Here is a 26,465-nt window from a genome sequence, read left to right on the forward strand (position 1 = left end):
TACCGGCTCGCGCTCGACCCCGCGGCGTTGCCCGGCGCGATCGACGAGGACCGCGAGCTGCTCGAGGGCTTCGCGGTGCAGGCGTTCGATCCGCGGGACGACGAGCAGGCGGAGCGCTGGGTACGCGTGAACGCCGCCGCGTTCGCCTCCCATCCCGAGCAGGGCGCCGTCACGCTCGAGGATTTCGCCGCGACGACCCGGGAGGCCTGGTTCGACCCCGAGGATCTCCTCCTCGCCTTCGACACCGGGGCGACGACCTCGAGCGGTGAACGCCGCAGCAGCGGCGCGGACGACGAAGACGACGATCGCCGCCACGGCCGCCTCGCCGGCTACACCTGGATCAAGACGATCCGCACCCCGGGGCACACGGAGACCGAGCTCTACGTGCTCGGCGTCGATCCGGCCTACGCCGGACGCGGACTGGGCGCCGCCCTGCTCGGCGAGACGCTGCGCCGGATGGCCGCGCACGCGCCGGACAGGATCACGCTCTACGTCGACGGTGACAACGGCACGGCCCGCGGTCTCTACGACCGCGCGGGCTTCACCGTCGACCAGCGCAGCACCCAGTGGCTGCGCGCCGGCGGTGATGCCGGCATCGGTGCCGGTGGAGACGAACCGGGTCGGCAGGATCGGACCGGCGCCTGACAGAATAGAGGCATGAGCGAGACGAGCCGCGGCACGGCAGAGCTTCCGGACGCCGAGCAGCCCACGAGCGAGGCGCCGACCGCGAGGCCCGACGCCGATCGACTTCCCGCCGACCGATACATCGACCGCGAGCTCAGCTGGCTCGCCTTCAACCAAAGGGTGCTCGAGCTCGCCGAGGACCCCACGGTGCCGCTGCTCGAGCGCGCCAACTTCCTCGCGATCTTCGCCTCGAACCTCGACGAGTTCTTCATGGTGCGCGTCGCCGGTCTCAAGCGCCGCATCCTCACCGGCCTCGCCGTGCCGACGAACGTCGGCTGGGCCCCCACCGAAGTGCTCGCCGAGATCACGCGCGTCGCCTACCAGCTGCAGCTGCGGCACGCGCGCTGCTGGCGCGAACAGGTCCAGCCCGAGCTGGCCGAGGCCGGCGTGCGCATCGTCGAATGGCAGACGCTGGACGCGGCGGATCACGAGATCCTGACCGAGTACTACGAGCAGCACATCTACCCGGTGCTCATGCCTCTCGCCGTCGATCCGGCGCATCCGTTCCCCTACATCTCGGGTCGCGCGCTCAACATCTCGATCCGCGTGCGCAATCCGCGCACCGACAAGATCGAGTTCGCCCGGCTCAAGGTGCCGCAGATGATCCCGCGGTACGTGCGGGTGGACCGGCGCGAGTCCGCCGACGACGTGCGCTTCATCGCGCTCGAGGAACTGATCGCGAATCAGCTCGACGGCCTCTTCCCCGGCATGGAGGTCATGGACCACCACGTGTTCCGCGTCACCCGGAACGAGGACGTCGAGATCGAGGAGGACGAGACCGAGAGCCTCATCCAGGCGCTCGAGAAGGAGCTGCTGCGGCGACGCTTCGGCCCGCCGATCCGGCTCGAGATCTCGGACGACATGGATGAGGCCACGCTCGAGCTGCTGGTCAGCGAGTTCGATATCGACAAGCAGCAGGTGTACACCCTGCCGGCGCCGCTCGATCTCGGCGGCCTCTTCGCGCTCTCCCGCCTCGAACGGCCGGATCTCAAGTCCACGCCCCACATCCCGGTGACCCATCCGCAGTTCCGACCGGGCCCGTCGAACGACTCCGCGGACCTGCTCCGAGCCATCTCCCGTCGCGAGATCCTCGTGCACCATCCCTACGAGTCGTTCTCGACCAGCGTGCAGGCCTTCATCGAGCAGGCCGCCACCGATCCCGACGTCCTCGCCATCAAGCAGACCCTCTACCGGACGTCCGGCGACAGCCCCATCGTCGCCGCGCTGATCAAGGCCGCCGAAGCCGGCAAGCAGGTGCTCGCGCTCGTCGAGATCAAGGCCCGCTTCGACGAGGAGGCCAACATCACCTGGGCGCGCAAGCTCGAGCAAGCCGGTGTGCACGTGGTCTACGGGCTGGTCGGCCTCAAGACGCACTGCAAGCTGGTGCAGGTGATCCGCGAGGAGCAGGGCCGGCTCACCCATTACTGCCACATCGGCACGGGCAACTACAACCCGAAAACCAGCCGGATCTACGAGGACTTCGGCCTGTTCACCTCATCCCCCGAGGTCGGCCGGGACGTGACGAAGCTCTTCAACGTGCTCTCCGGCTACGCGATCGAGACGAACTACGATCGCCTGCTGGTCGCCCCGGAGGGCCTGCGCCGCGGCCTCCTCGAACGGATCGAACGCGAGGCCGAGCACGCGCGCGCCGGCAGGCCGAGCGGGATCAAGCTCAAGGCCAACAGCATGGTCGACGAGGAGATCATCGACGCGCTCTACCGGGCCAGCCAGGCAGGAGTGGCGATCGATGTGTGGATCCGCGGCATCTGCTCCATCCGCGCGGGCGTACCGGGCCTCTCCGAGAACATCCGCGTCCGCTCGGTGCTCGGCCGGTACCTCGAGCACTCCCGCATCTACGCGTTCGAGAACGACGGCGACCGCGAGGTCTACATCGGCAGCGCCGATCTCATGCACCGCAACCTCGACCGCCGCATCGAGGTGCTCGCGCGGCTCGTCGACCGCGAGCACCTCGCCCGGATCGACCGGTTCTTCTCGTTCGCCTTCAGCGACACGGTCAGTTCGTGGCACCTGCTGCCGGACGGCACATGGAAACGCCGTACGGTGAGCGAGGAGGGCGAGCCGCTGCCCGACCTGCAGGACCTGGTGATGATCGATCGGACCGAGGCGCGGACCCGTGAATCGCGGGCGCCGCGGAGCGCCCAATGAGCCGGCCGATCCTCGCCGCCGGCACCGTCTGCTGGCGGCGGGTGCGCGACGAGTCCGGGACCGCGCGACTGATGATCCTGCTCATCCACCGCACCAAGCAGAAGGACGTATCGTTCCCCAAGGGCAAGCTCGACAAGGGCGAGAGCATGCCGCAGGCGGCCGTCCGCGAGACGCTCGAAGAAACGGGCCTCCGCGTCGCGCTCGGCGTCAATCTCGGCACCATCACCTATGAGCTGCCCGACGGCGGCGAGCGCAAGACCGTGCAGTACTGGGCCGCGGAGGTCACCGAAGAGGCCGTGCTCGAGTCGACCTTCCGCCCGAACCGGGAGGTCGAGGCGCTCGAGTGGGTGCCCTTCGAGGCGGCCCGGAGCCGCCTCAGCTATCGGGCGGATCGCGACCTCTTCGACGTCTTCGCCAGCCTCGTCGAGCGCGGCGCGATCGACACCTTCTCGGTGATCCTGCTGCGGCATGCGAAGGCCGAGTCGCGCAGCGACGCCTGGCCGGAGGACCGGCTGCGGCCGCTCACCGACGCGGGCGAGGATCAGGCCGAGACGCTCGTCCCGACGCTCGAGGCGTTCGGCCCGCAGCGGGTGTTCACCTCGAGCTCGGAGCGCTGCCTGCGGACGGTCGATCCGCTCGCCCGGCGGCTCGACCTCGCTCCCCGGGCTCGGGACGGCCTGAGCCAGGAGGCCTGGGACGACGGCGAGACCGCAGAGCTCCGCTCGATCATCGGCAAGACCGTGCGGAAGGGCCGGAGCACGGTGATCTGCACGCATCGGCCCGTCCTGCCGGATGCGGCACGGGAACTCGCGCTCGCAACCGGCAGCCTCCCCGGCTCGTACCTCGACGAAGCGGCCGCGCTCCCCCCTGCGGGGTTCTCGGTGTTCCACCTCTCGCGGGAGCGGCCCGGCAGCGGCATCCTCGGCGTCGAGACCTACCCGCTCAAGCATTGAACGCCCGACGGCCGATGCCGCACGGCCGACACGGCTCGTCATCCCGCGTTCCCGCCCGTTCACCTTCGCGTCGACCGACGTCGAGCTCCGGTTCACCGGGCGATCAGGCACCGGGTCGACCGGACCGGGGCGAATCGCTCCCGGCCGAGTTCACCTGAATTCATCCTCGTTCACCCGCCGTTCACCCACCGGTGGATCTCCGGTCACATCGCCTCCGTACCGTAAGGGCATGTGAGCAATCGCTCACCCCGAACGAAACTACGGAACGGAAACCACTCCCAGTGAAGATTTCGACTTCGACGAAGGCCCTCGTACTCGGCGGCGCGGCACTGCTCGCGCTCACCTCCTGCGCGGCGAACGAAGGCGGCAGCACCACCGGCGACAACGGCGACGGCTCGTCGCTCACCGGCACCCTCGTCGGCGGGGGCGCCTCGTCGCAGGGATCGGCCCAGGAAGCCTGGATCGCCGGGTTCCAGATCGCGAACGAGGGCGTCAACATCAACTACGACCCCGCCGGCTCCGGCGCGGGGCGCGAGACCTTCCAGCAGGGCGCGAGCGCCTTCGCCGGCAGCGACCGCGCCTTCGACCTCGAGGAGATCGCGGCGGGCCCCTTCGCCGGCTGCTCGACGAGCGACCTCGTCGAGATCCCCGCCTACATCTCGCCCATCGCGATCATCTTCAACATCGAGGGCGTCGACTCCCTCAACATGGACTCAGACCTCGTAGCGCAGATCTTCAGCGGCGAGATCACCACCTGGAACGACCCGGCCATCGCCGCGCTCAACGAGGGCGTCGACCTGCCCGACCTGAACATCACCGCGGTGCACCGCTCGGACAAGTCGGGCACCACCGGCAACTTCACCGAGTACCTGGCCGCCACGGCGCCCGACTCCTGGACCGCCGGATCGATCGAGGAGTGGCCGAGCGAGCTCGGCGGCGAGGGCGCGGCGCAGACCTCCGGCCTCGTCGACGCGGTCACCAACGGCGTCGGCACCATCGGCTACGCCGACGCCTCCCGCGCGGGCGACCTCGGCACGGTCAAGATCAAGGTCGGCGAGGAGTTCGTCGCCTACTCGCCCGAGGCTGCCGCCGCGATCGTCGATCACTCGAGCCTCGAGAGCGGGCGCGGCACGAACGACCTCGCCGTCGAGCTCGACCGCACCAGCACCGAGTCCGGCGTCTACCCGATCGTGCTCGTGAGCTACCTCATCGGCTGCGAGAGCTACGCCGATGCCGCCAACGCCGAACTGGTGAAGGCCTACTTCAGCTACATCGTCAGCGAGGAGGGGCAGCAGACGGCAGCCGAAGCCGCCGGCAGCGCGCCCATCTCGGCCGATCTCCGCAGCAAGATCGAGCCGGCCATCGCCGCGATCAGCTGACCGTCGCCCGGTCGATCCCCGGACGACCGCTCGCCGCAGGATCTCGCCTCTGCACCCCGTAGGGTGAGATCCTGCGCGCGATGCGCGGCATCGCGTACGATCCGAGGAACCGCCGCTCATCGTCTCCGCCGCCGCAGGGCGGCGACCGGAACCCCTAGATCCTCAGAAGGAAGCGCCCCGTGACCTCCTCCGCGACCCTCTCCAAGCCGGTGCTGAGCCGAGGCGACCGCGTCTTCTCCCGCTCGGCGTTCTTCGCCGGCGGCATGATCCTCGTCACGCTCGCGGCCGTGGCCCTCTTCCTGATCCTGCAGAGCATCCCGGCGTTCTTCGCCACGAGCGAGACCGCCTCGATCCTGCCGGGCAACTTCTGGGCCTACGTGTGGCCGCTGATCTTCGGCACCGTCTGGGCCGCGCTGCTCTCGCTGCTGATCGCCCTCCCCCTCTCGATCGGCATCGCGCTCTTCATTTCGCACTACGCGCCTCGCCGGCTCTCGGCCGTGCTCGGCTACATCGTCGACCTGCTGGCCGCGGTGCCCAGCGTCGTCTTCGGCCTGTGGGGCATCGGCGTGCTCGCCCCCGCGGCACAGCCGGTCTTCGTCTGGCTGAACACGTACCTCGGATGGATCCCCTTCTTGGGCGGGACCGTCTCGGGAACGGGCCGCACGATCCTCACGGCCGCCGTCGTGCTCGCGGTCATGATCCTGCCCATCATGACGGCGATCTGCCGCGAGGTGTTCCTGCAGGCGCCGGTGCTCCACGAGGAGGCCGCGCTCGCGCTCGGTGCGACCCGCTGGGAGATGATCCGCCTCGCCGTGCTGCCCTTCGGCCGCCCCGGCATCGTCTCGGCCGCGATGCTCGGCCTCGGCCGCGCCCTCGGCGAGACCATGGCCGTCGCGATGGTCCTCTCGGCCACCGGCCTCGTCAGCCTGCGCCTGCTCACCAGCGAGAATCCGTCGACGATCGCCGCGAACATCGCCCTCTCGTTCCCCGAGGCCTACGGCACGAACGTCAACGTGCTCATCGCGACCGGCCTCATCCTGTTCATCGTGACCTTCCTGGTCAACGCGATCGCCCGCTGGATCGTGAGCCGCCGGGCGCAGTTCAACGGAGCCGACTGACATGACGCTGACCATCCGCCCCGTCTCCGCCGGCTCCGGTCTGGCCGGCAACCGTCTCCCCCGCGGCAGCGCGTGGCTGAGCCTCGGCGCGAGCCTTGCGCTCTCGTTCGCGCTCTTCGGCCTGCTGGCCGCGGCAGACGGCAGCCCCTTCAACCTGACTGGCGCGATCCTGATCGGCGCGATCCTGCACCTCGTCGTCTCCACCGGCATCTCCGCCGCCGTGGAGGGCCACCGCCAGGCGATCGACCGGCTCGTCACCGGCCTCGTTACCGGCGCCTTCCTGCTGGCGATGGTACCGCTCGTCTCGGTCTCGATCACCGTGGTCGCGAACGGGCTGGCGCGGTTCGACGCCGAGTTCTTCAACTCGTCGATGCGCAACGTCACCGGCGAGGGCGGCGGCGCCCTGCACGCGATGGTCGGCACGCTCCTCATCACGCTGGCGGCCACCATCATCTCGGTGCCGCTCGGACTGCTCACCTCGATCTACCTCGTCGAGTACGGCCGCGGGCGCATCGCGAAGATCATCACCTTCCTCGTCGACGTGATGACGGGCATCCCCTCGATCGTCGCGGGCCTCTTCGCCTACGCGGTCTTCGCGCTCTTCCTCGGCCCGGGCGTGCGCATGGGCATCGTCGGCGCCGTGTCCCTCTCGGTGCTGATGATCCCCGTCGTGGTGCGCTCGAGCGAGGAGATGCTGCGGCTCGTACCGAACGAGCTCCGCGAGGCCTCGTACGCGCTCGGCGTGCCGAAGTGGCTCACCATCGTGAAGGTGGTCCTGCCCACCTCGATCGCCGGCATCACGACCGGCGTCGTGCTCGCGATCGCCCGCGTCATCGGAGAGACCGCGCCGCTGCTCATCACGGCCGGCTTCACCGCGAGCATGAACTACAACCTCTTCCACGACCGCATGCAGTCGCTGCCGGTCTTCGTCTACACGCAGTTCGCGAACCAGGGCAACCCTGCCTTCGCCTTCCTCGAGCGGGCGTGGGCGGCGGCGCTCGTGCTGATCCTGATCGTCATGGCGCTCAACCTGATCGCCCGCATGGTCGCCCGCTACTTCTCGCCGAAGACGGGGCGCTAGCCGCTCTCCAGTGCGGCCCTCAGATTCCGATACCTCACTCAACGAAAGAACACACTCCACATGTCGAAGCGCATCGAAGTCAACGATCTGAACGTCTACTACAGCAGCTTCCTCGCCGTCGAGGGCGTCTCGATGAACATCGAGCCGCGCAGCGTCACCGCGTTCATCGGCCCGTCGGGTTGCGGCAAGTCGACGTTCCTGCGCACGCTCAACCGCATGCACGAGGTGATCCCGGGCGCGCGGGTCGAGGGCGAGGTGCTGCTCGACGGCGATGACCTCTACGGGCCTGGCGTGGATCCGGTGCTCGTGCGGCGCCAGGTCGGGATGGTGTTCCAGCGCCCGAACCCCTTCCCGACGATGTCCATCCGCGAGAACGTGCTGGCCGGGGTCAACCTGAACAACCGCAAGCTCTCGAAGAGCGACACCGACGATCTCGCCGAGCGCTCGCTCTCGGGTGCGAACCTCTGGAACGAGGTGAAGGATCGCCTCGACAAGCCGGGATCGGGGCTCTCTGGCGGTCAGCAGCAGCGTCTGTGCATCGCGCGCGCGATCGCGGTCTCCCCGGAGGTGCTGCTGATGGACGAGCCCTGCTCGGCGCTCGACCCGATCTCGACGCTCGCGATCGAGGATCTGATCGACGAGCTCAAGCAGGAGTACACGATCGTGATCGTGACCCACAACATGCAGCAGGCGTCTCGCGTGTCTGATCGCACCGCGTTCTTCAACATCGCGGGCACCGGCAAGCCCGGCAAGCTCATCGAGTTCGACGATACGAAGAAGATCTTCTCGACGCCGGCAGAGAAAGCGACCGAGGACTACGTCTCGGGCAGGTTCGGCTAGGGCTGCTGCGGACACGCCCCGCGCGCGGTACCGGGGCGGGGTGTCGATGCATCACCCGCGCGAGTGGCCCCGTTGCTTACGAACGGCCCGCTTCCGCACCGTGAACAAGTGGTGCGCTCGTGAGCAAGGGTGCCGCTCGCGGGGAGGTAGGCCCGGCGGAGCGCCGGAGGCGAGCCGGGTAGGGCGCCGGGTGGCAGGGCCCCGGTGGAGCGCCCAACGGGACTCGCCGAGGCGCGCCGGGCCGGGACCGATGCGGCCGCCCGCAAATATATTGCCTCGGCTACACTGAGCAGATGGACGGGCTGAGGATCGACGACGCACTCGTGCGCTGGGCCGTAGACGGCCGGGCGGCCTCCGCCGAGGCAGCGGTCGCTGCGCTCGCCGAGCGGCCGCTGCTCCTGCTCATGCACGGCTACGGCTCGTTCGAGGGGGATCTCATCGAGTTGTCCTCCCGGCTGCCCGCCGGGTTCGTCTGCGCCTCTCCCCGGGCTCCCCTCGTGGCGCCGCCGCCCGTCGTCGACGGTTACGCCTGGTGGCAGATCGCGCTCGACGAGCACGGCCTGCGGGCGCAGGTTCCGGCGCCCGCCGACTTCGTGGGCGGCCCCGAGCATCGTGCCGCCTCCGTCGTGCTCGACTGGCTCGATGCGCTCGGAGACCGTGTCGCCGACCGATCCGCAGCCACGACCACAACCACGACCAACGCCGCAGCCGATCTCGCGGGCCTCGGCACGATCGCCCTGATGGGGTTCTCCCAGGGCGGCGCACTGGTGACCTCGCTGCTCCGTCTGCGCCCCGGCCGCTTCGCCTGCGGCGTCAACTGCTCGGGATTCGTCGCCGCCGGGCGGTTCGCGGGCGACGAGGAGCTCGCGCGGATCCGCCCCCCGATGTTCTGGGGGCGGGACGAGGCGGACCCCGTCATCGACGCCGAACGCATCGCCCTCACCCGCGCCTGGGCGCCCGCGCACACCGAGCTCGACGCGAGGCTGTACGACGGCATCCTGCACGGCATCGGGGCCGAGGAGCTGGCCGATGTCTCCGCGTTCCTCGCACGCCACGTGCCCGAGGCCGCACGATGACGAGCGACGACCCGCGCGCCGACGGCGGCGCCCGTCGCGGCAACAAGACCCAGCACGTCTACGATCACGTGATGGAGCGGATCGTCGACGGTTCGTTCGCCGCGGGCGATGCGCTGAACATCGGCGCGCTCGCGGAGGAGACCGGGGTGAGCCTGATCCCGACCCGTGAGGCGCTGCGCCGTCTCGAGAGCGAAGGCCTCGTCGAGTTCCTCTTCCACCGCGGCGTGCGCGTGGCCGAGCTCGGCATCGACGAGTACCGGGAGATCATGCAGACTCAGGCGGTGCTCGAGGGGCTCGCCGTCGGCATGACCGCGCCCCTGCTCACGGCCGAGGACCTCGATCGGGCGAGAGAGGTCAATACCCGCATGGACGAGGCCGTCCGCCGCGGCGACTTCCACGCCTACAACGAGGGCAGCCTCGAGTTCCACGGGATCCTGCGCGCGGCCTGCCCCAATCGGCACCTGCGCGACATTCTCGACCGCGGCCAGTCGCGCGTCGCGGCGGTGCGCGCCTCGGTGATCGGGTACCGCGGCGCAGTGGCCGAGCGGCTGAGCGGCGAACACCTGGAGATACTGGATCGGATCGCCGCCGGCGCTCCGGCCGCCGAGATCGAAGCGCTCATGCGCGCGCACCGGGAGGGAACGATCGCCGCGGACTCCGAGGGGTTCCGGCGCAGCACGCACGGCGAGGGTGCGAATGACGCCGATGGCGCTCGATCCGCGGAAGCCGCGACGACCCCCGCGTCGCCCGGCTCGCTGGAGCCCGCATGACCCGCGTCGCGATGGTGCAGCTCGCGAGCCCGGACCAGGAATCCCCGCAGGATCGCATCGCGCGGGTGGAGCGGCTACTGCGATCCCATGCCGATGCGGGCGTCGACCTCTTCGTGCTGCCCGAGCTGTGGAGCGCCGGTTACCTCGCGTTCACGCACTACGACGAGCGCGCCGAGCCGCTCGACGGCCCGACTGTCGCGATGGCCCGGCGGGTCGCGAAGGATCTCGAGGCGTGGGTGCATGCAGGCAGTTTCATCGAGCGCACCCCGACCGGTGAGCTGCACAACACGGCCGTGCTGATTGATGCCGAGGGCCGGATCGCCCAGACCTACCGCAAGATCCACGTCTTCGGCTATCGGTCGCGCGAGGCTCAGCTGCTCACACCCGGCGAAACGTTGAGCGTGGTTCCCAGCCCGATCGGCCGGGTCGCCTCGACCACCTGCTACGACCTGCGCTTCCCCGGCCTCTGGCTCGAACTCGGCGCGCGCGGCGCCGAGGCGGCCGTCGTGCCCGCGGCATGGCCCGCCGCCCGGCGCGAGCACTTCACCCTCTTCACCGAGGCACGGGCGGTCGAGCACCAGCTGTGGATGATCGCGGTCAACGCCTGCGGCACGCAGGCCGGCGTCGAGCTCGGCGGCAGCAGCCGGGTGGTCGATCCCTGGGGCCGCGTGGTCGCCGAGTGCTCGCCGAGCGAGGAGGAGGTGCGCCTCGTCGACATCGATCCGGCCCTCGTCGCCGAGGTCCGCACGGAGTTCCCGGTGATCGGCGACCGTCTCGCGCCCGAGGCCTACCCGGAGCTCTCCGCCGGCGACGATCCCGCGCAGTGAGCCGGCTCGGTGAGCCGGCGATCCTGCTCGGTTACCCGGTCGGCAGCCAGGCGCATGCCATCGTGCTGTCGACGATGATGCCGCGCAGCAGCCAGCCCGGTCGAACCTCGAGATAGACCGGCCAGTCCTCGACGGCGAACTCGGTCATCCCCTGACCGCTCTCGGCGCGCAACGCCTCCGCCTCGGCGTGCGGAAGCGGGAGGAAGTCGAGATCCGTCGGATAGGCGTCGTACTCCGCGGCGACGGGGCAGATACCGCCGTAGGCCCGCACCGGCTCGAGTTGCACCGGCCACAGCTCGCCGTCGGCCTCCGCGATGCCGACGATACGGGTCCGCTCGTCGCTGCCGATGTCCGTGCAGGCGAGGTAGTCGCTCTCGCCGATCGCGCGACGGAACTCGTGGACCCGGAATCCGCCGTCGACCGGTTCGACCGACTTCGTCAGCGTTCCGCAGTGGATGCTGCGCGCCACGGGCAGCGGCACCTGCACCGCCGTACCGTCCCGGGTCGCCCAGATGTACCACTGGCGGTCGACCGAGTTGCCGCCGCCGTACCCTTCGACGGGCACGATCGCGTCGAGGGCGCCATCGCCGTCGGCGTCGCTGAACTCGATCTCGTCGGCGATGACCGTGTAGGCGATGCCGTCGACCTCCACGGCCCCGTCGACGGCGGTGAATTCGACCGCGGGCCAGGTCTCCGCGAACGGCACGACGGACCAGTCCGCGTTGGCGAAGTCGAAGTCCTCGATCGCGAAGGCGTCCTCGATCGTCTCGGTCTCGGTCGGCTCCGGGTCCGGGGCGACCGGCTCTTCGCTCGGCGCCGACCCGGAGCAGGCCGCGAGCAGCAGCACGACCGCGCCCGAGATCAGGGTGGCGGCCGTCGAGGTGCGGCGCTGCAGTCTCACACGTACATCCTCACACTCCGGCTCGCCGCTGTCCATGATCAGCGCAGTGGTCGCTTCGGCACGGCAGCGGTACCGCCTCGGCACCGCTGCGGGGAACTCCCGCGCGGCGGTCCGCCCCAGCGCCCGGCTGCCCCCAGCCGCCCGAGTTCTCAGCGGCAGCCGGGCCGTTCGACCGCGACGGGCGTGGTCCGCACGGTCGGCGCCGCGCGCACCTCGAACAGCCCGAACGAATCGGCCGTCTGATCCTTCGCCGCGACGAACACCGCGCGCACCTCGGCCGTCTCGCCCATCCCCACGAGCAGCGGCACCTGCACCACCGGGCGGCCATCGTGCTCCATCTTGCGATAGTTGTTGCCCCAGCGGCCCAGCGGATCGAGCATCGTGCCGTTGACCTTGACCGACTCGACCGTCGTACCGAGCGGGCCGTAGAAGAGCACGTCGCGGTAGATGCCTCCCCCCTGCCCGAAGTCGGTTCCCGTGACGAACTTCGGCAGTCGTCTCAGCTCCTTCTCCGTGAGCACGTTCTCGAGCGTCACCGTGGCGCGGAAGGTCGCGAGGTCCGTGACGGTCGCCGTGCACTGCGTCGTCTTCGCTTCGATCGACGAATCCATGTAGTAGTCCATCTTGGCGGCGAGCACGTAGTTGAAGAAGACGCCCAGCACCGTCGACTCCGCGTTGTCCGCCGGCAGCGGGCCGGCGATTCGCCCCGATCCGATCAGCTTCATCTGCGCGGGGTCGTCCGAGGAGAACATGAGTCGGCCTTCGTCGGCCGCCCGCGCCAGCGCTTCGATCAGCGCGGTGAAGTCGTGGGTGTCGTGCGTCACTGCGTCGAAGATCGACTGGGCCGCCGAGGCGAAGAAGGCGTCGGACTCCGCCGGGGTCGGGTACTTGACGTACGAATCCTTCAGCAGCAGCGACACGGCGTTCTTGGCGGTGAGCTTCTCCCCGGTCTCGAGCTTGATCGGGCCCGTCGCCTCGAGCAGGTAGCTGAGCGCGACGGGGTCGAACGACACGACCGCGTCGATGCGGGTATCGAACTTCGTCGCCCAGAAGCCGCGCATCAGCTCCGCCGTCTCGGCGAAGTAGGGCGTATAGGTGACGTCTTGCATCTGGCGCTTGACCCGGGCGCCGTAGAGCGCCTCGGTCTCGGGGTTCAGCGGCAGATCCTCGACGCCGAAATCGCGGCTCGACGCCTGCTTCCTGATCTTGAGCGCCCCGTCGTTCGCGGAGACGAGCGCGAGCGCCGCGGGGTTACCGCCCCCGGCGCGGATCTCGGCGTTGTTCGGGAACATGAGCAGGTAGTTGCGCGGTCCGTTCGCACCGAGCGCGTCGGGCAGGATCTTCAGCACCGTGCTGGCCGGCCCTGACATCGCGGAGAGTTCGTGCACGGCGGCTTCGAGCTTCTCGACGCCGTCGCGCAGCGGGCCCACCAGCTGATCGCCGTCGAGCTTCGAGAGTTCGGCGATCACGGAGTCCCCGGTCTCGGTAGCGCGCTCGACGAGCGGCAGAAGGTCGGCGAGCTTGTGCACATCGACCTTGCCGTCGACCGGCTTCAACGCCGAGAAGTCGATCTCGGTGGCCGGCGCGAACACCTCGGTGCCGAGCCTGCCCACAGCGGTGGCGAGCATGCCGACCGCGCGCAGATTCTCCCCGACGCCGGGCACCTGCTCGGCGAAGCGCCAGAGATCCGAATCCGCGGCCTCCTCCGCCTCCTTCACCAATGCATCGAAACGCGCGACCGTCTGCTTCGCCGCTTCGGGCTCCCCGGCGAGGATCTCGTTCTTGGCCTGAGCGGCGAGCGGCACCGCGGCCTCGAGCGCGTCCTTCGCGGTGAGCACACGTGGAAGCAGGGCGATCGCGGCCGCCGCGACCAGCACCAGCAGCACCAGCAGAACGAACGCGATCGTCGCCGGAACCCAGAATCTCGCACCGCGCGTGCGAAGACGCTTCCGCTCCTTCGGAGCTGCGTCAGTGCGAACGGTCATGTCTGATTCTACAAAGCGGGGTTGCGGCGGGTGGCCCTCAGTTACGTATTACTGACTGATCAGGGGTGCGCATCGATCATTCAGCGACTGATCCGCACCGTCTTGCTCGTCTTCTTGCCCGGAGTGTGACCGGCGCGCTTCGCAGTCACGGTCACGCTCAACTTCTTGCCGCTGTCGCTCGCCTTCAGCTTGAGCGACTTCGCGGTGCCGCGATTGCCGCCGACCGCCTTGCCGTTCATCTTCCAGCGCACCGTGTACGAGGTCGCCTTGGGCGTCCACTTGCCGAGGGAGACGCGGACGGTGGAGCCCGCCTTCTTCGTGCCCGTGATCGAGGGCCGCTTCGTCACCTTCAGCTTGACCCCCTTCGCGATCGACTTCGACCAGGCCGACGTCGACGTCGCGGTGCCCTGGGGATTGGTGGCGACGACGGTGCAGCGGATCTTCTTCCCGCGGTTCGCGGCCTTCGGCGTATAGCTCGCGGATCGACCGACGACCTTGGACCCGATGTGCCAAGTGGTCTTCCGCGTGGCAGCGTGCGACCAGCGTGCGGGGCAGGTGAGGGCCGACCCTACGCGCGGCGTGCCCTTGACCCGCGCGGCCGAGAGCAACGTCATGGCCGGCACCGGAGTCGAGCGAACGAGCACCTGCGAGGTGTAGTTCATGCTCTCGGTCTTGTTGTGGTTGCGGATCCAGTACACACTGGCCTCGCCGTTCGGACCGAGCACCGCGAGCGGGTTCGAGTTCCACCATGTCGTCGCGGGGTTCTCCGAGATCGGCGTGTGGCCGGCCGACCAACCCGAACTGCCGCGGACTCCGACGCGCACCTCGGGGTTCAACGTCTGCGATCCGCGCGCCGTCCAGGCGAGCATCGCATCTTCACCCGGCCCGCCCGCCAGGGTGAAATCGTGCTCGATGTACGCATTGGCCGGTACGAGATCGCTCACCGCGGACCAGGAGCTCTCCGCCGCCGATAGAGCCGAGGTCTGGATGGCATGAGCGCCGTACGCGTGCCAGGCGAGGAGCGAGGTGCCGGATCCGGTGATCGTGGCCCGGATCGCGTTGGGAGTCGTCGTGGAGATGGTTTTCGCGGCCTGCCACTCGGCCCCGGCTTTCGTCAGTGCGCGCGCGGTGATGCCGTTGGTGCCGGTCTCGGAGAGCCACGCGACGACGGCGCGCCCGCCCGTTCCGATCGCGTGAGTGTACAGGGTGCTCGAGATCCCGGTCGCGAGTCTCGCCGCCGACGTCCAGGCGCCCGAGCGACCGTTCGTCGTGCTGACGTAGAGGTTGTTCTTCCGCTCCGGCTCCTGCGTTGTCCAGGCGAGCGCCAGGTGCCCGTCGCCCGAGAGGGCGATCTGCACTTCGTGCGCCGACACGCCCTTGGGCGAGATCCGCTTCGCAGCCTTCCATTTGGTCTTCGCACCCGCCGGCCGGAAGTGCGACTGCAGTTCGTTGGCGCTGTTCCAGATCGCGCCGACAGCGGTCACCGCGCCGTTCGGCCCGACAGTGACGCCCGCGATGTTCCTCGTACCGATCTTGTGCGGTTCGGTCCACGATTTCCCGCCGCCCGGGCGGACGCTCGCGAAATGGCCGCTGTAGGTCTGCCAGGCGACGGCGATCGTGCCCTCACCGCCGACCGCGACCGTCGGCGCCCAGGCGGTCGTCACCCGGTACTTGCCGTTGCTCATCTTGAATCTGCTCAGCTGGCGCGGCGCACCCCATTTGACGCGGCCGGGTTCGCGCACCGAGATGTAGATGCCGCCGCCGTTCGCCTCCTGCCATACGACTGCTGAGGTGCCGTCGCGGCCGATCGCCGCCTGGTGCTGACCGGAGGAGTAGATGGAGCCGGTGCGCTCGGCGATCTTCTGCGACGCCTGCAGCTCGATCGGGTTCGGCGTGGCCTCGCTCGGCGTCGGGTTCGTCAGCACGGTGGCCGAGAGCGCGACGAGCAGCGCGAGTACTGCGGCGCCGAGAGCCCGGAAGCCCCCGCGCATCGAAAATCGGTTGCCGATCATGGCCGAGAGCCCCCTTTGGCTATCTGCTGCATGGGCGAGAGTTGGAACTCAGCATAAGTGTCATCATCGGATCGGACAATGGCAGGGCGTACCACACGGATTCTGCCCGCGAAACGATTCCGGTGCCCCGCAAAGGAATGCCCGCGAAACGGAATCATCGGCTTCTTGGGAAGCGGGCCGTCGATGCGAGCCCGACACGGGATCGCACAGTTGCGAACATTGCTCCGCTTGGCGGCGGTCTCGCGGATCCAGCGCCTACTCGGCCTCGACCGCGGCGGCGCCGTGCGGGGTACCGACAGGCTTCGACTCGGCCGATCCCCGCTGTCGCAGATAGATCGAGAACACGACCATCGAGCCGACCGCGAGCAGCTCCGACTGCCAGTTCTGCAGCGTGCGGTTCCAGAAGTCCGCAGAAAGGAGATACTCTCCCAGGGTGAGCGCGGGCTGCCCGTGCTCCGCCCGTTCGGCGTTGAAGACGACCGTTCCCGCGAGCCCCTGCACGAGCCACGAGAGCACGAAGATCGTGCCCATCGTGAGCAGCAGCGAGTTGCTGTAGAGCCAGAGCCGCCAACCGCGCGCCTTCGCCCATCGCGGCGAGTCGGCCTGCGCATACTCGCCGACCAACTGGCTCTCATCGCTGCCGAGGCCCTCGTCGCCTGGCTTCTTCGACTCCGGCGAGCCGCGCTGCACCAGCCAGACGGTGGCCAGGATGAACAGGAAGAACTGCAGATACTCCGACTGCCAGTTCTCGGCCACATCGACTACGAACTCGGATGAGGTGACGAAGAAGAGCCAACCCACGGAAGAACCACCATGAGCGAGCTGATCCTCGTTGTAGGCAGCAAGCCCCGCCACGGACTGGCCGAACAGGGTGACGGCGAACGCGCCCGCGAAGGCGAGTGAAAGCGCGTGCGCCTTGACCTTCATGAGTCACCTCCCCATCAGCACGATCGCGAACATTGCAATCAGCCCGACGATGACAATCCCCATCCAGAAGGTGAACACCGCTTTCATGATGAGAGCGTAGGCCCGATGTGCCGGGTGCCGGCAGACCCTTGCGGTCGAAGGCGCGCCTGTGTAAAAAAGGGGGCGCCGTGAGGGTAGCCGACGTCCACGCATGATGTCGAGGGCCTCCCGGGCTCCCGTTGAGGCCGATAGCGTCGTTCGCACAGCGCCGGACCATACGACGGCCCGGAGCGGGAGAAGAGGAACGGAACTATGCACCTCGATACGACCGACACTCCGCTGGCCGAGTGCGACACCTGCGGCAACGCCTATGACAAGACGTTCACGGTGGAGCGCGAAGGCCGCGTCGGCACCTTTGACAGCTTCGAGTGCGCAGTGCAGTTCATGGCTCCAGAGTGTGCGCACTGCGGCTGTCGAATCCTCGGTCACGGGGTGGAAAGCGAGCAGGGGATCTTCTGCTGCGCGCACTGCGCCCGGCATGAGAGCGAGCACGATCTCGTCGATCGGGCTTAGGCGAAGCGCCCTGTCTCAGCCCTCGCGATCCCTCGGCCCGGCGAGTGCGCGGGCAGCGAACGAAGGAGGACGCTATGACGAATACCGATCCGCGGTACAAGTACCCGAGGCCGCCGCTACCGGAGCAGCATCAGTCCGAGCAGCCGGGCCTGACCGCACCGATGAACCCCCGACCCGACCACGGCGAGGGGAGCTACCGCGGCAGTGCGAGACTCGAGGGGCTGCGGGCACTCATCACCGGCGGCGACTCCGGCATCGGCCGCGCCGTGACCATCGCCTTTGCACGGGAGGGCGCCGACGTCGCCGTCTCGTACCTGCCGCAGGAGGAAACAGACGCTGCAGAGACCGAACGGCACGTCGTCGAGGCCGGGCGCACGTGTCTCAGACTGCCGGGCGATCTGCGGGAGGAGTCCTTCTGCGTCGAGATCGTGCACCGCACGGCCGATGAACTCGGAGGACTCGACGTGCTCGTGCTGAACGCCGGAGTGCAGTACGAACGCAAACCCGATGCGGCGATCGAGCGCGAGCAGATTCTCGAGGTGTTCGAGACGAATCTCGTGGCGCCCCTCATCATGATGCGCGAGGCGGCACCGCTTCTGCAGCCCGGCGCCTCGGTCATCGTGACCGCCTCGATCCAGTCGTTCGAACCCGGGTATGACCTACTCGACTACGCCATGACGAAGGCCGCGCTCGTGGCCTTCACCCGGGCCCTCGCCGAAGAGCAGGGGAAGCGCGGCGTGCGGGTCAATGCGGTCGCGCCGGGCCCCATCTGGACTCCCCTCATCCCTGCCACCGGCTGGGACGAGAAGCAGCGGCACTTCGGGGAGAACACCCCGCTCGGTCGACCCGGCCAGCCCACCGAGCTGGCGTCCGCCTACGTCTACCTCGCCTCCGAAGGGGCCTCCTATGTCTCGGGCGCCGTCCTTCCGGTCACAGGTGGCCGGCATCCGTAGTGAGCATCTTCAGCAGCACGAGCGTGCTGCGTTCATCGAGACTTTGATGCTTGCGCGGACGGGAACGCTTCCGCTCCTCCCACGCGCGCTGCAGAATCCGCGGATGCTTCACCGCGGAGAAGAGTCGCGGATCGATGTACGACGCCTTCGCCACCGCGGGCGTGTTGCCGAGCCGATCCGCCGCCGCGCTCACCGCCTCTCGCATTGCGGCTTCACGGCCCGCAAGCGAGGCCGACTGGTCGGCATCGAGGTCGAGCAGCGCCGTCGCCACGAGCACCGTCGCTCCCCAGGTACGAAAATCCTTCGCGGTGAATGCGTCCCCTGCATACCGCTTCACATACGCGTTGATGTGGCGACGACGCAGCGGGTGCGCTACGCCCTCCTCGTCGAGGAAACCGAAGACCTCAGGCATCGACAGCTCTCGCTTCAGGCGCACGAGCAGGCGGGCGACTCGGGCATCGCGTACGGTTCGGCGCGTCCGCTTACCGCTCTTCGCGATGAAGTCGAAGGTGATGCAGGCGCCGGTGACGCGCACGTGCTTGCTCCGCAGCGTGGCGACGCCGTAGCTGCGGTTGCGCTTCGCATATTGCGAGCTGCCGACTCGGAAGAGCTGCGAGTCGATGAGGCGCACCACGCCGGCGGTGATCCGCTCACGGCCGAGCGTCCGGCGACGCAGGTCTCGATCCACCTGCGCTCTGAGCCGCGGGAGCGCCTGCCCGAAGCGTTGCATCCGCTCGAACTTGCGACGATCCTGCCTCCTCCGAAAAGCAGGATGGTAGATCGTCTGCACGCGACCCGCGGCATCGATGCCGCGGGCGAGCACCTTCGCCCGCGGCGACCGTGCGATCTCAACATCGGCCCAGGCGGGAGGGATCGCGAGCGCTTCAATTCGTGCGATCTCGGCCTTCTCCGCAATGCGCTCTCCGTTGAGCAGGTAGACAACGCCCGAGGCTTGCACCTTTCGCGAAATCGGTAGCGGTTTCCGAGGGTGAGCGCGCGCATTGGTCTCGACAGAGTCCGTCATATGCCGGCCTTCTCCCGGTCTGTCCCCGAGCGTCACGGCGCGGGTTGGTCGCACTCGAGCACCCGGGCTATGAGCGCGCGGAGCGATGCGCAGATCGTCTGATGCAGCACCCGTACCGGGTCTCCCTCGAACTCGTAGAGCTCGGCCGCCGTCGCGACCTTGCCGTCGCTCGTCGAGATATACACCGTACCGGCCGGCTTGCCCTCGGAAGGCGCGGGGCCGCCGACGCCCGTGACGCCCACGGCATAGTCCGCACCGAGCAGGACGGCAGCGGAGGCTGCCATCGCCTGAGCCGTAGGAGCCGTGACGACCGGACCATGAGGCGTACGCAGCAGACCGTACTTCACTTCCGGCTGGTAGGCCACGATTCCTCCGCGATACCAGCGCTCAGCGTGCGGGCCGGCCGAGAGCGCCGCGGCAAGATATCCACCTGTGAGCGACTCAGCAGTCGCCACGCAGCGGTCCTGACCGCTCAACACGTCGCGTAATTCGCGCACGAGGCGTTCGACGGTCTCGTCGATCGGGGTCTCCCTCATGGCTTGCCTTCCTCACCTGCGCGCGCCGACGGGACGTGCTCTGGTGGGCCGGATGAGCTCGGAGTCTTCGAAACCGTCGGTGGCGAGTACGGCTACACGCTTGTCGGTGAGGTGCGTCATGACCAGCTCTCCTTCCTTAACTGTATGAGGTCATCGAGGTAGTCGCGGGGCGCTGAGACGTACCTCAGAGGGCCTAACAGTCGCACAGGCAGGCTAGAGCTCTTCACCCGAGCCGGGCAGGGGGTTTCAGCGGGACCTCGGTTGTGCTATTTGCGAAAAGGACGACCAAACCAAAAACACCCGGACCCACGAAAACGTGGATCCGGGTGTCCGCGATGTCCTGAAACATCACATGGTCGGGATGACAGGATTTGAACCTGCGACCCCGTCGTCCCGAACGACGTGCGCTACCAAGCTGCGCCACATCCCGATGCGTGCCGAAGCACAACGAGAAGTCTAGCGCGTCGGAGCCCGATCGTGAAAACGCGCGAGAACTCGCGGCCAGGACCGATGTGGAAGACTTGGGAGGTGACCCAGCTGCCTCGCCTCGTCGCCTTCGATCTCGACGACACCCTCGCCCCCTCGAAGTCCCCCGTCGAGCCGCGGATGCTCGACGTCTTCTCGCGTCTGCTCGAACGCACGACCGTCGCGGTGATCTCGGGCGGCAACTTCGAGCAGTTCGAGATGCAGCTCGTCGCACGCCTCGAGCAGGCCGGCCTCCGCGAGACCGCGCTCGAAGAACTCCACCTGCTTCCGACCTGCGGCACCCGCTACGAGCGCCGCGACGCGGGAGCCTGGCGCACCGTCTACCGCGAGCACCTCACCCAGGCCGAACGCGATGCCGCGCTCACCGCGCTGCGCGAGGAGGCGGAACGGCTCGGCCTCTGGGAGGCGGAGACCTGGGGCGAGATCCTCGAGGATCGCGGCTCGCAGGTCACCTTCTCGGCACTGGGCCAGCGCGCCCCGGTCGAGGTGAAGCAGGCCTGGGATCCCGACGGCGCGAAGAAGAACGCCCTGCGCGCGGCCGTCGCGGCCCGGCTGCCCGAGCTGGAGGTCCGCAGCGGCGGATCCACGTCGGTCGACATCACCCGCCGTGGGATCGACAAGGCCTACGGCATGCGGAAGCTCGCCGAGCAGACGGGGATCGGGCTCGACGAGATGCTCTTCGTCGGCGATCGGCTCGATCCCGACGGCAACGACTACCCGGTGAAAGCGCTCGGCGTCCCCTGCCAAGCGGTCGACGGGTGGGAGGACACGGCGGACTTCCTCGAGCGCCTGCTCGCGTAGCCCGGCCGTCGGGCGGACATTCCCTAGCGCGCCCCGCGCACGTACGGCACCGCGAGCGCGGGCGGCAGCGTCGAACGCCGGGCGAAGAGGATGAGCACGACCATCACCGCGACGAACGGCAGCATCGTCACGATGTCGTTCGGCAGCGCGAGCACCGTCAGCTGCAGGGCGGTGCCGGCGGCGACGAACACGCCGTAGATCAGCGAGATCGCCACGACCCAGCGCAGGCGACCGCGGCCGAGCATCGCGACGACGATCGCGAGGAACCCCATGCCGTGCGTCATCCCGGGCGTGAACGTGCCCGCCGAGACGAGAGCGAGGTAGGCCCCGCCGAGGCCGGCCATCGCACCGCCGAACAGCACCGCGAGGGAGCGGGTCCGCACGACGCTGCCTCCCGCGGCGTCGAGCGACGCGGGTCGCTGGCCGGCCGCGCGCAGCCGGAGCCCCGGTGCCGTGCGGTGCAACCAGAACGATACGAGCGCGGTGATCACGAACGCGATGGTGAACATGCCGGGCTGAGCGAAGAGCGCCGGGCCGACGACGGGGATCTCCGAGAGGGGAGGGACCGTCCACGGATCCGCCGCCCCCAGCCGGGGCTTCGAATCGGCGAAGCGCGCGTCGTAGAGCATGCTGCTGATGCCGGTGCCGAGCAGCGTGATCCCGATCCCCACCACGATCTGATTCACCCCGAGCCACACGGAGAGCACCATGAGGGGTGTCGAGAGCAGCAGTCCTGCCAGTGCCCCGATCGCGAACCCCGCCCAGAAGCTGCCGCTCGCGTGGGCGGTGGCGAACGCCGCGTAGCCGCCGACGAGCAGCAGACCCTCCATCCCGAGCCCGAGCACCCCGGACTGCTCGCCGACGGTCTCCCCCACCGCGGCGAGCAGGACGGGGAGCGCGCTGGCCAGGACGGCGACGAGGAACGCCGCGAGGAAGGCCTCGCTGAGGAGCTGCGCGGTCATCGGTCGCCCCCGATCCTGGCGGCGGCGAAGGGGCTCCGGGGCAGGTACGAGCGCCCCAGGTCGCGGCGGGTGCCGAGGTACTCGATGATCGTCATGAAGAAGAGGATCAGCGCGACGATCACGAGCAGGAAGTCGACCGAGAGCCCCGCGCGCTGGGCGGCGAGCGTGCCGCCGGTCGCGAGGATCGCATAGCAGGCCGTCAGCGGGATCAGACCGAGCGGATTCAGCCGGGCGAGGAACACGAAGGGCAGGATCTTGTCGCCGTAGCCCGGGTTCCAATCGGCCCGGAAGTACCCCCAGAGGCCGAGCATGTCGACCGCGCCGCCGAGGGCGATCATCCCGCTCGAGAGCAGGAGGACCACGACGATCAGCCGTTCGACTCGGATGCCGGCGTGCGCGGCGGCCCGCGGGCTCGCGCCGAGCACGTCGATTCGCAGTCCGAACGAGGATCGCGTCAGGATGAGGTGGAACAGGATCACGAGCCCCAGCGCGAGCGCGAATCCCGCGTGCACCCGCGTCCCGGGGATGTACGGCAGCATCAGCGTCGTGTCGAGCACTCGGGTCTGCGGCAGCGTCACCGAGCCATCGCGCAGCGGACCCTTCACGAGCAGGTTCGCGAGCGCGATCGCGATGAACGAGATCATCAGGGTGGTGATGATCTCGGTCGTCCCGTACCGGGCCTTGAGCCAGGCCGGGATCAGACTCAGGAGCGCACCGACCGCGAAGGCGGTCACGAGGAGCACGACGACGCCGAGAGCGAAGGGCAGCGACCCCAGGACGTCCGGCGCGATCCCGGCGACGATCGCGGCCGGGAGCAGGTAGGCGCCGCCGTAGCCCAGATTCCACAATTGCGCGCGGAAGGCGATGATGAGGCCGAGCCCGACCAGCAGCAGGGGCGCCATCGCCGTCATCGACTGCTGCCAGCCGGATCCGCCGGCCCCGAGCACGAGGACATCGCCGTAGAAGCGGAGCGGATCCACCCCGAGCGCGGCGATGACGAGCCCGCCGCACAGCAGCGCGAGCAGCAGGGGAAGGGTCGTGCGGATGAGCACGGTCGAGACGCGCCGGATCATGCCCCCGCCTCCGCGCGTTCGTCGCCGCTCGGGTCGGTACGGGCGCCTACGATGAGGGCCCCGACTCGCTCGGCGGTACTCTCGGCGATGCTTTCGGCGGCGCCTCCCTCGCGCCCGTCGACGGGAACCTCGCCGACGATGCGGCCGCCCGACATGACGAGGATCCTGTCGCAGAGCTCGACGAGTTCGTCGAGATCGGAGGAGATCAGCAGCGCTGCACCCCCGCGGTCAGCGAAGTCGCGCAGGATCCCGCGCACGCGCCCCACCGACTCGAGATCGAGGCCGTGCGTGGGCTTGTTGAAGACGACGACGCGGGGATCGTCCGCGAGCTCCCTCGCGAGGAGCAGTTTCTGGATGTTGCCGCCCGAGAGCGTCCCCGCCCGGGTATCGGGCGACGGCGTCCGAATGCCGTACTCCTCGATCTGCGCCTGGGCTCGGCGCCGCACCGCGGCGCGATCCATACGCCCCCACCGCCAGAACGGGCGCTCGCCGATCTGCTTCAGCATCAGATTCACTGCCACGCCGAGGCTGCCGACGATCCCCTCGTACAGACGATCGTCGGTGACGTAGCGGACCCCGAGCCGTCGCCGCTCCCGCACGCGCAGCTGCTCGATCCGACGGCCGTCGAGCCGGATGGAGCCGACGGTGCAGCGCCGCTGCCCCGCGATCGCTTCGCCCAGGTGCCCCTGCCCGTGTCCGTCGATGCCCGCGACACCCAGCACCTCGCCGGAGGCGATCCTGAACGAGACGTCCGACAGCGGCACGCCGCCGCCATCGTGGCCGCCACCGGCGCCGCCTCCGCTCGTCGTGCCGAGCCCGACAACCTCCAGCACGGCGGGCGCCGCGCCCGAGGACGGTGTCTCGACCCCCGGGGCGAGCGCGCCCGAGGGTGCCTGCGTACTCGCACTCGCCTGCGCACTCGCCCTGGCAGGAACATCCGTGGTGGCCGTTCCGTCGCCGAACATCGCCCCCAGCAGGCGCGCGGCGATTCGGGACTCTTCGGGTTCGGCGAGTTCGGCCGAGCCGAGCCGCGTCACGACGCGTCCCCGCCGCAGCACGGTCACGGCGTCGGCGACCCGGCGCGCCTCCTGAAGCTTGTGCGTGACGAAGAGCACGGCGTAGCCCTCCTCGGCGAGCCGCCGCAGGCGTCCGAGCAGTGCCTCGATCGCTTGCGGCGGGAGCAGTGACGTCGGTTCGTCGAGCACCAGCACCCGGGATCCGCTGCGCAGCGCGAGCGCGATCTCGAGCTGCTGGCGCGCCCCGAGTCCGAGCTCGCCGACCGGCGCATTCGGATCGATCGGCACTCCCAGCGTCTCGCTCAGCTCCGCCAGTCTCGACTCGGCGCCGCGCCGGTCGAGCCGCAGGGAGCCGCGCTCGCCGAGCAGCAGGTTCTCGACCGCGCTCATCGTCGGGATGAGCACGGAATGCTGGTGCACGACCCCGATGCCCCGCTCGATCGCCGCGGCCGGCGATCGCAGCACCACGGGCGACCCATCGATCTCGATGGCTCCCTCGTCCGGCTGCTGCAGGCCCGCGAAGATCCCGATGAGCGTCGACTTCCCCGACCCGTTCTCGCCCAGCAGGCAGTGCACCGCGCCGCGCCGCAGCTCGAGCGAGATCGCGTAGTTCGCGGTGACGCCGGGGAAGCGCTTCGTGATGCCGTTCAGCCGGACGACGACATCGGAGCCGGCAGCATCGACGGCATCGGGGTCGACGGCCATCTCAGGATGCGGCTCCCCGTGCATCGATGATCGCCTGCACCTGATCCTTCTCGGTGGCGCGCTGCACCTCCACGCTGCCGTCCGCGATCGCGGCGGTGGCGGCATCGACCGCATCGGTGATCTTCGAGCCGAGTCGGTCGGTGCGCTGCAGAGCGAGGCCGCCGTTCGCGACCGTGAGCTCGTAGGTCGTCCGGCCGAAGGCGCCCGCCTCGATGTCCTGCACGGCCTGCACGTAGGTGGCGGTGTAGTCCCACAGCACCGAGGTGAGCACGATCTCGGGATCCGTGACGATCTCGCTCACATCCCCGATCGTGGCGATGTACGAGATCGGGTGATCGCTCTTCGCGGATTCGATGGCCTGAAGGTATCCGATCGTCGCGCCATCGCCCATGCCCATGATCACGTCGGCGCCCGAGGCGATCACCTGCTTCGCGACGCTCGTGCCTCCCGCAGAATCGCCGTAGGCGGCGGGGCCGACGTAGGCGATGACGACCTCGATCTCGGGGTCGACGCTGTAGACCCCCTGGGCGAAGCCGCCGGCCATCAGGTACCAGCTGAGCGTCTCGGCGGAGGCGACGATGCCGACGGTGCCGGTCTCGGTGGTCATCGCGGCGGCGATGCCCGCGAGGTAGGCGCCTTCCTGCGCCTGCGTGATGACGGTGCCCACCTTGCCCGGCTCGTTCTGGTCGAAGTCGACGACGAGGGTGGGGACGCCGGTCTCCATGGCGACGCGCTGTCCGGGGGTGTTGAAGCCGCTGGCGTGGGCGATGATGAAGTCGACGCCGCTATCCGCGACCTGAGTCAGGATCGTCTCGGTGTTGTCGTAGCCGACGTTCGTGTGCTCCTCGAGCTCGATGCCGAGCTGCTCGGCCGCGGAGCGGGCGGAGCGGATCCCCTGCTGGTTCCAGCCGTAGTCGGACTCCTTCTCGGGGGTGACGATGGCGAAGCTCTCGACGGTCGCCCCCTCGCCCCCGGATTCCGTGCCCGGGCTCTCCCCTGCCCCGCGCCCGGAGCAGCCCGCCGTCAGCAGTACCCCGACGATCAGGGTCGCAGCGGTCGCAGCGCGCCACCGAAGACGGCCCGACTTCTTCTCGATCATGACGATTCCTCTCGTTCCCGCGCTCGCGCGCCGCATGACGGTGCGCGGCTCCGCATGGCACTCATCTTGGCCCACATCTTTCGAGTGGACCAAGGAGCGGAGAATCGGCGCGGGAAGCGGTCCATCGATTCGACGGTCGCGCATGGATCCGATCACACGGTGTACGCGGGACGATCCTCGAAGCTGGGCATGTCGGTGTAGTATGCCCAGGGGTAGCAGTGGTCGGCGACGGGCGTCCGGTCCAGCTCGCCGATGCAGATCACGTCGCGGTAGCGGACCTCGTCGGCTCCGAAGAAGTGGACTCTGCAGATCACGCGGAAGGTGCGCTCTTCGACCAGGTTCGCGGAGGGCTGCCAGCACTCGACGGACTCGACCAGGTCGGCGATCTGGGCTTCGACGCCCGTGTCGCGGGGGGCGATCTCGGTCAGCTCGGCGATCGCGCGCTGGTCCTCCGAGGTCAACGCATCCGTCGCAGCCGACGCGTCGCCGCCGGGACCGTCCGCGCATCCGACCGCGCCGAGCACGAGGGCGAGCGCCGC

General features: G+C 69.1%; 24 protein-coding genes and 1 tRNA gene. 13 read left to right on the plus strand and 12 right to left on the minus strand.

Annotation, left to right across the window (positions count from 1 at the left end; genetic code table 11):
- The 10 genes from ACFPZL_RS01610 to ACFPZL_RS01655 form a co-directional block, all read left to right on the plus strand.
- Window positions 1–645: GNAT family N-acetyltransferase (locus tag ACFPZL_RS01610; RefSeq protein WP_382334602.1), on the plus strand; the 645-nt coding region annotated here is incomplete at its 5' end.
- 12 nt (window positions 646–657) lie between these two features.
- Window positions 658–2,850: an RNA degradosome polyphosphate kinase gene (locus ACFPZL_RS01615; protein WP_218114321.1), complete on the plus strand. Its 2,193-nt coding sequence runs from the start codon at window positions 658–660 to the stop codon at window positions 2,848–2,850.
- Window positions 2,847–3,803: an NUDIX hydrolase gene (locus ACFPZL_RS01620; protein ID WP_218114320.1), complete on the plus strand. Its 957-nt coding sequence runs from the start codon at window positions 2,847–2,849 to the stop codon at window positions 3,801–3,803. The genes ACFPZL_RS01615 and ACFPZL_RS01620 overlap by 4 nt, the downstream gene beginning before the upstream one ends.
- Window positions 3,804–4,084: 281 nt before the next feature.
- Window positions 4,085–5,182, plus strand: a complete 1,098-nt coding sequence (locus ACFPZL_RS01625) for a phosphate ABC transporter substrate-binding protein PstS (RefSeq protein WP_218114319.1) — start codon at window positions 4,085–4,087, stop codon at window positions 5,180–5,182.
- Window positions 5,183–5,361: 179 nt separating this feature from the next.
- Window positions 5,362–6,300, plus strand: coding sequence for a phosphate ABC transporter permease subunit PstC (gene pstC, locus ACFPZL_RS01630; protein ID WP_218114318.1), 939 nt, complete (start codon window positions 5,362–5,364; stop codon window positions 6,298–6,300).
- Window position 6,301: 1 nt separating this feature from the next.
- The gene (gene pstA / locus ACFPZL_RS01635) at window positions 6,302–7,381 is read left to right on the plus strand and encodes a phosphate ABC transporter permease PstA (RefSeq protein ID WP_218114317.1); all 1,080 of its coding nucleotides are present in this window, start codon (window positions 6,302–6,304) and stop codon (window positions 7,379–7,381) included.
- 60 nt (window positions 7,382–7,441) lie between these two features.
- Window positions 7,442–8,221: a phosphate ABC transporter ATP-binding protein PstB gene (gene pstB, locus ACFPZL_RS01640; protein WP_218114316.1), complete on the plus strand. Its 780-nt coding sequence runs from the start codon at window positions 7,442–7,444 to the stop codon at window positions 8,219–8,221.
- Between the two features lie 293 nt (window positions 8,222–8,514).
- Window positions 8,515–9,297 carry an alpha/beta hydrolase gene (locus ACFPZL_RS01645; RefSeq protein WP_218114315.1) on the plus strand — a complete coding sequence of 261 codons (783 nt, stop codon included), beginning with the start codon at window positions 8,515–8,517 and terminating at the stop codon, window positions 9,295–9,297.
- On the plus strand, window positions 9,294–10,067 hold the full coding sequence (locus ACFPZL_RS01650; protein ID WP_218114314.1) for a GntR family transcriptional regulator: 774 nt from the start codon (window positions 9,294–9,296) through the stop codon (window positions 10,065–10,067). The genes ACFPZL_RS01645 and ACFPZL_RS01650 overlap by 4 nt, the downstream gene beginning before the upstream one ends.
- Window positions 10,064–10,894: a nitrilase-related carbon-nitrogen hydrolase gene (locus ACFPZL_RS01655; RefSeq protein WP_218114313.1), complete on the plus strand. Its 831-nt coding sequence runs from the start codon at window positions 10,064–10,066 to the stop codon at window positions 10,892–10,894. Before ACFPZL_RS01650 ends, ACFPZL_RS01655 begins: the two co-directional genes overlap by 4 nt.
- Window positions 10,895–10,925: 31 nt before the next feature.
- Here the strand turns inward: ACFPZL_RS01655 and ACFPZL_RS01660 are convergent, their stop codons facing one another.
- From ACFPZL_RS01660 to ACFPZL_RS01675, 4 genes are all read right to left on the minus strand, one after another.
- Window positions 10,926–11,795, minus strand: coding sequence for a hypothetical protein (locus ACFPZL_RS01660; protein ID WP_218114312.1), 870 nt, complete (start codon window positions 11,793–11,795; stop codon window positions 10,926–10,928).
- 149 nt (window positions 11,796–11,944) lie between these two features.
- Window positions 11,945–13,780 carry a DUF4012 domain-containing protein gene (locus ACFPZL_RS01665; protein WP_218114311.1) on the minus strand — a complete coding sequence of 612 codons (1,836 nt, stop codon included), beginning with the start codon at window positions 13,778–13,780 and terminating at the stop codon, window positions 11,945–11,947.
- An 80-nt stretch (window positions 13,781–13,860) separates the two neighbouring features.
- The gene (locus ACFPZL_RS01670; RefSeq protein WP_218114310.1) at window positions 13,861–15,792 is read right to left on the minus strand and encodes a glycoside hydrolase; all 1,932 of its coding nucleotides are present in this window, start codon (window positions 15,790–15,792) and stop codon (window positions 13,861–13,863) included.
- A gap of 255 nt (window positions 15,793–16,047) precedes the next feature.
- Complete coding sequence (locus tag ACFPZL_RS01675) at window positions 16,048–16,719, minus strand: DUF6766 family protein (RefSeq protein WP_218114309.1); 672 nt, start codon at window positions 16,717–16,719, stop codon at window positions 16,048–16,050.
- A 291-nt stretch (window positions 16,720–17,010) separates the two neighbouring features.
- Here ACFPZL_RS01675 and ACFPZL_RS01680 point away from each other — a divergent pair, with 291 nt between their 5' ends.
- Window positions 17,011–17,271 (plus strand): hypothetical protein, encoded by a 261-nt coding sequence (locus tag ACFPZL_RS01680; RefSeq protein WP_236021866.1) that lies wholly within the window; start codon window positions 17,011–17,013, stop codon window positions 17,269–17,271.
- Between the two features lie 74 nt (window positions 17,272–17,345).
- On the plus strand, window positions 17,346–18,224 hold the full coding sequence (locus tag ACFPZL_RS01685) for an SDR family oxidoreductase (protein WP_218114308.1): 879 nt from the start codon (window positions 17,346–17,348) through the stop codon (window positions 18,222–18,224).
- Here the strand turns inward: ACFPZL_RS01685 and ACFPZL_RS01690 are convergent.
- From ACFPZL_RS01690 to ACFPZL_RS01700, 3 genes are all read right to left on the minus strand, one after another.
- Complete coding sequence (locus ACFPZL_RS01690; protein ID WP_382331167.1) at window positions 18,202–19,182, minus strand: DNA topoisomerase IB; 981 nt, start codon at window positions 19,180–19,182, stop codon at window positions 18,202–18,204. The two genes, ACFPZL_RS01685 and ACFPZL_RS01690, sit on opposite strands and share 23 nt — an antisense overlap.
- Before the next feature lie 98 nt (window positions 19,183–19,280).
- Window positions 19,281–19,784, minus strand: a complete 504-nt coding sequence (locus ACFPZL_RS01695; protein WP_218114306.1) for a CinA family protein — start codon at window positions 19,782–19,784, stop codon at window positions 19,281–19,283.
- A gap of 353 nt (window positions 19,785–20,137) precedes the next feature.
- Window positions 20,138–20,214, minus strand: a tRNA-Pro gene (locus ACFPZL_RS01700).
- A 98-nt stretch (window positions 20,215–20,312) separates the two neighbouring features.
- On the opposite strand from ACFPZL_RS01700, the gene ACFPZL_RS01705 reads away from it, so the two are divergent.
- Window positions 20,313–21,071, plus strand: coding sequence for an HAD-IIB family hydrolase (locus ACFPZL_RS01705; protein ID WP_382334607.1), 759 nt, complete (start codon window positions 20,313–20,315; stop codon window positions 21,069–21,071).
- A gap of 23 nt (window positions 21,072–21,094) precedes the next feature.
- Here the strand turns inward: ACFPZL_RS01705 and ACFPZL_RS01710 are convergent, their stop codons facing one another.
- The 5 genes from ACFPZL_RS01710 to ACFPZL_RS01730 form a co-directional block, all read right to left on the minus strand.
- On the minus strand, window positions 21,095–22,033 hold the full coding sequence (locus ACFPZL_RS01710) for an ABC transporter permease (RefSeq protein ID WP_218114304.1): 939 nt from the start codon (window positions 22,031–22,033) through the stop codon (window positions 21,095–21,097).
- Window positions 22,030–23,106 carry a putative B6 ABC transporter permease subunit 2 gene (locus tag ACFPZL_RS01715; protein WP_218114303.1) on the minus strand — a complete coding sequence of 359 codons (1,077 nt, stop codon included), beginning with the start codon at window positions 23,104–23,106 and terminating at the stop codon, window positions 22,030–22,032. The genes ACFPZL_RS01710 and ACFPZL_RS01715 overlap by 4 nt, the downstream gene beginning before the upstream one ends.
- Entirely contained in the window at window positions 23,103–24,827 is a 1,725-nt protein-coding gene (locus ACFPZL_RS01720; protein WP_218114302.1) for an ABC transporter ATP-binding protein, read from the minus strand. Before ACFPZL_RS01720 ends, ACFPZL_RS01715 begins: the two co-directional genes overlap by 4 nt.
- 1 nt (window position 24,828) lies before the next feature.
- Window positions 24,829–25,926, minus strand: a complete 1,098-nt coding sequence (locus tag ACFPZL_RS01725) for a putative B6 ABC transporter substrate-binding protein (protein WP_218114301.1) — start codon at window positions 25,924–25,926, stop codon at window positions 24,829–24,831.
- A gap of 152 nt (window positions 25,927–26,078) precedes the next feature.
- The coding region (locus tag ACFPZL_RS01730; protein ID WP_382334608.1) for a hypothetical protein at window positions 26,079–26,465 on the minus strand (387 nt) is incomplete at its 5' end.

It is taken from the genome of Leucobacter soli, assembly GCF_042659205.1.
Taxonomy (GTDB): Bacteria; Actinomycetota; Actinomycetes; order Actinomycetales; family Microbacteriaceae; genus Leucobacter; species Leucobacter soli.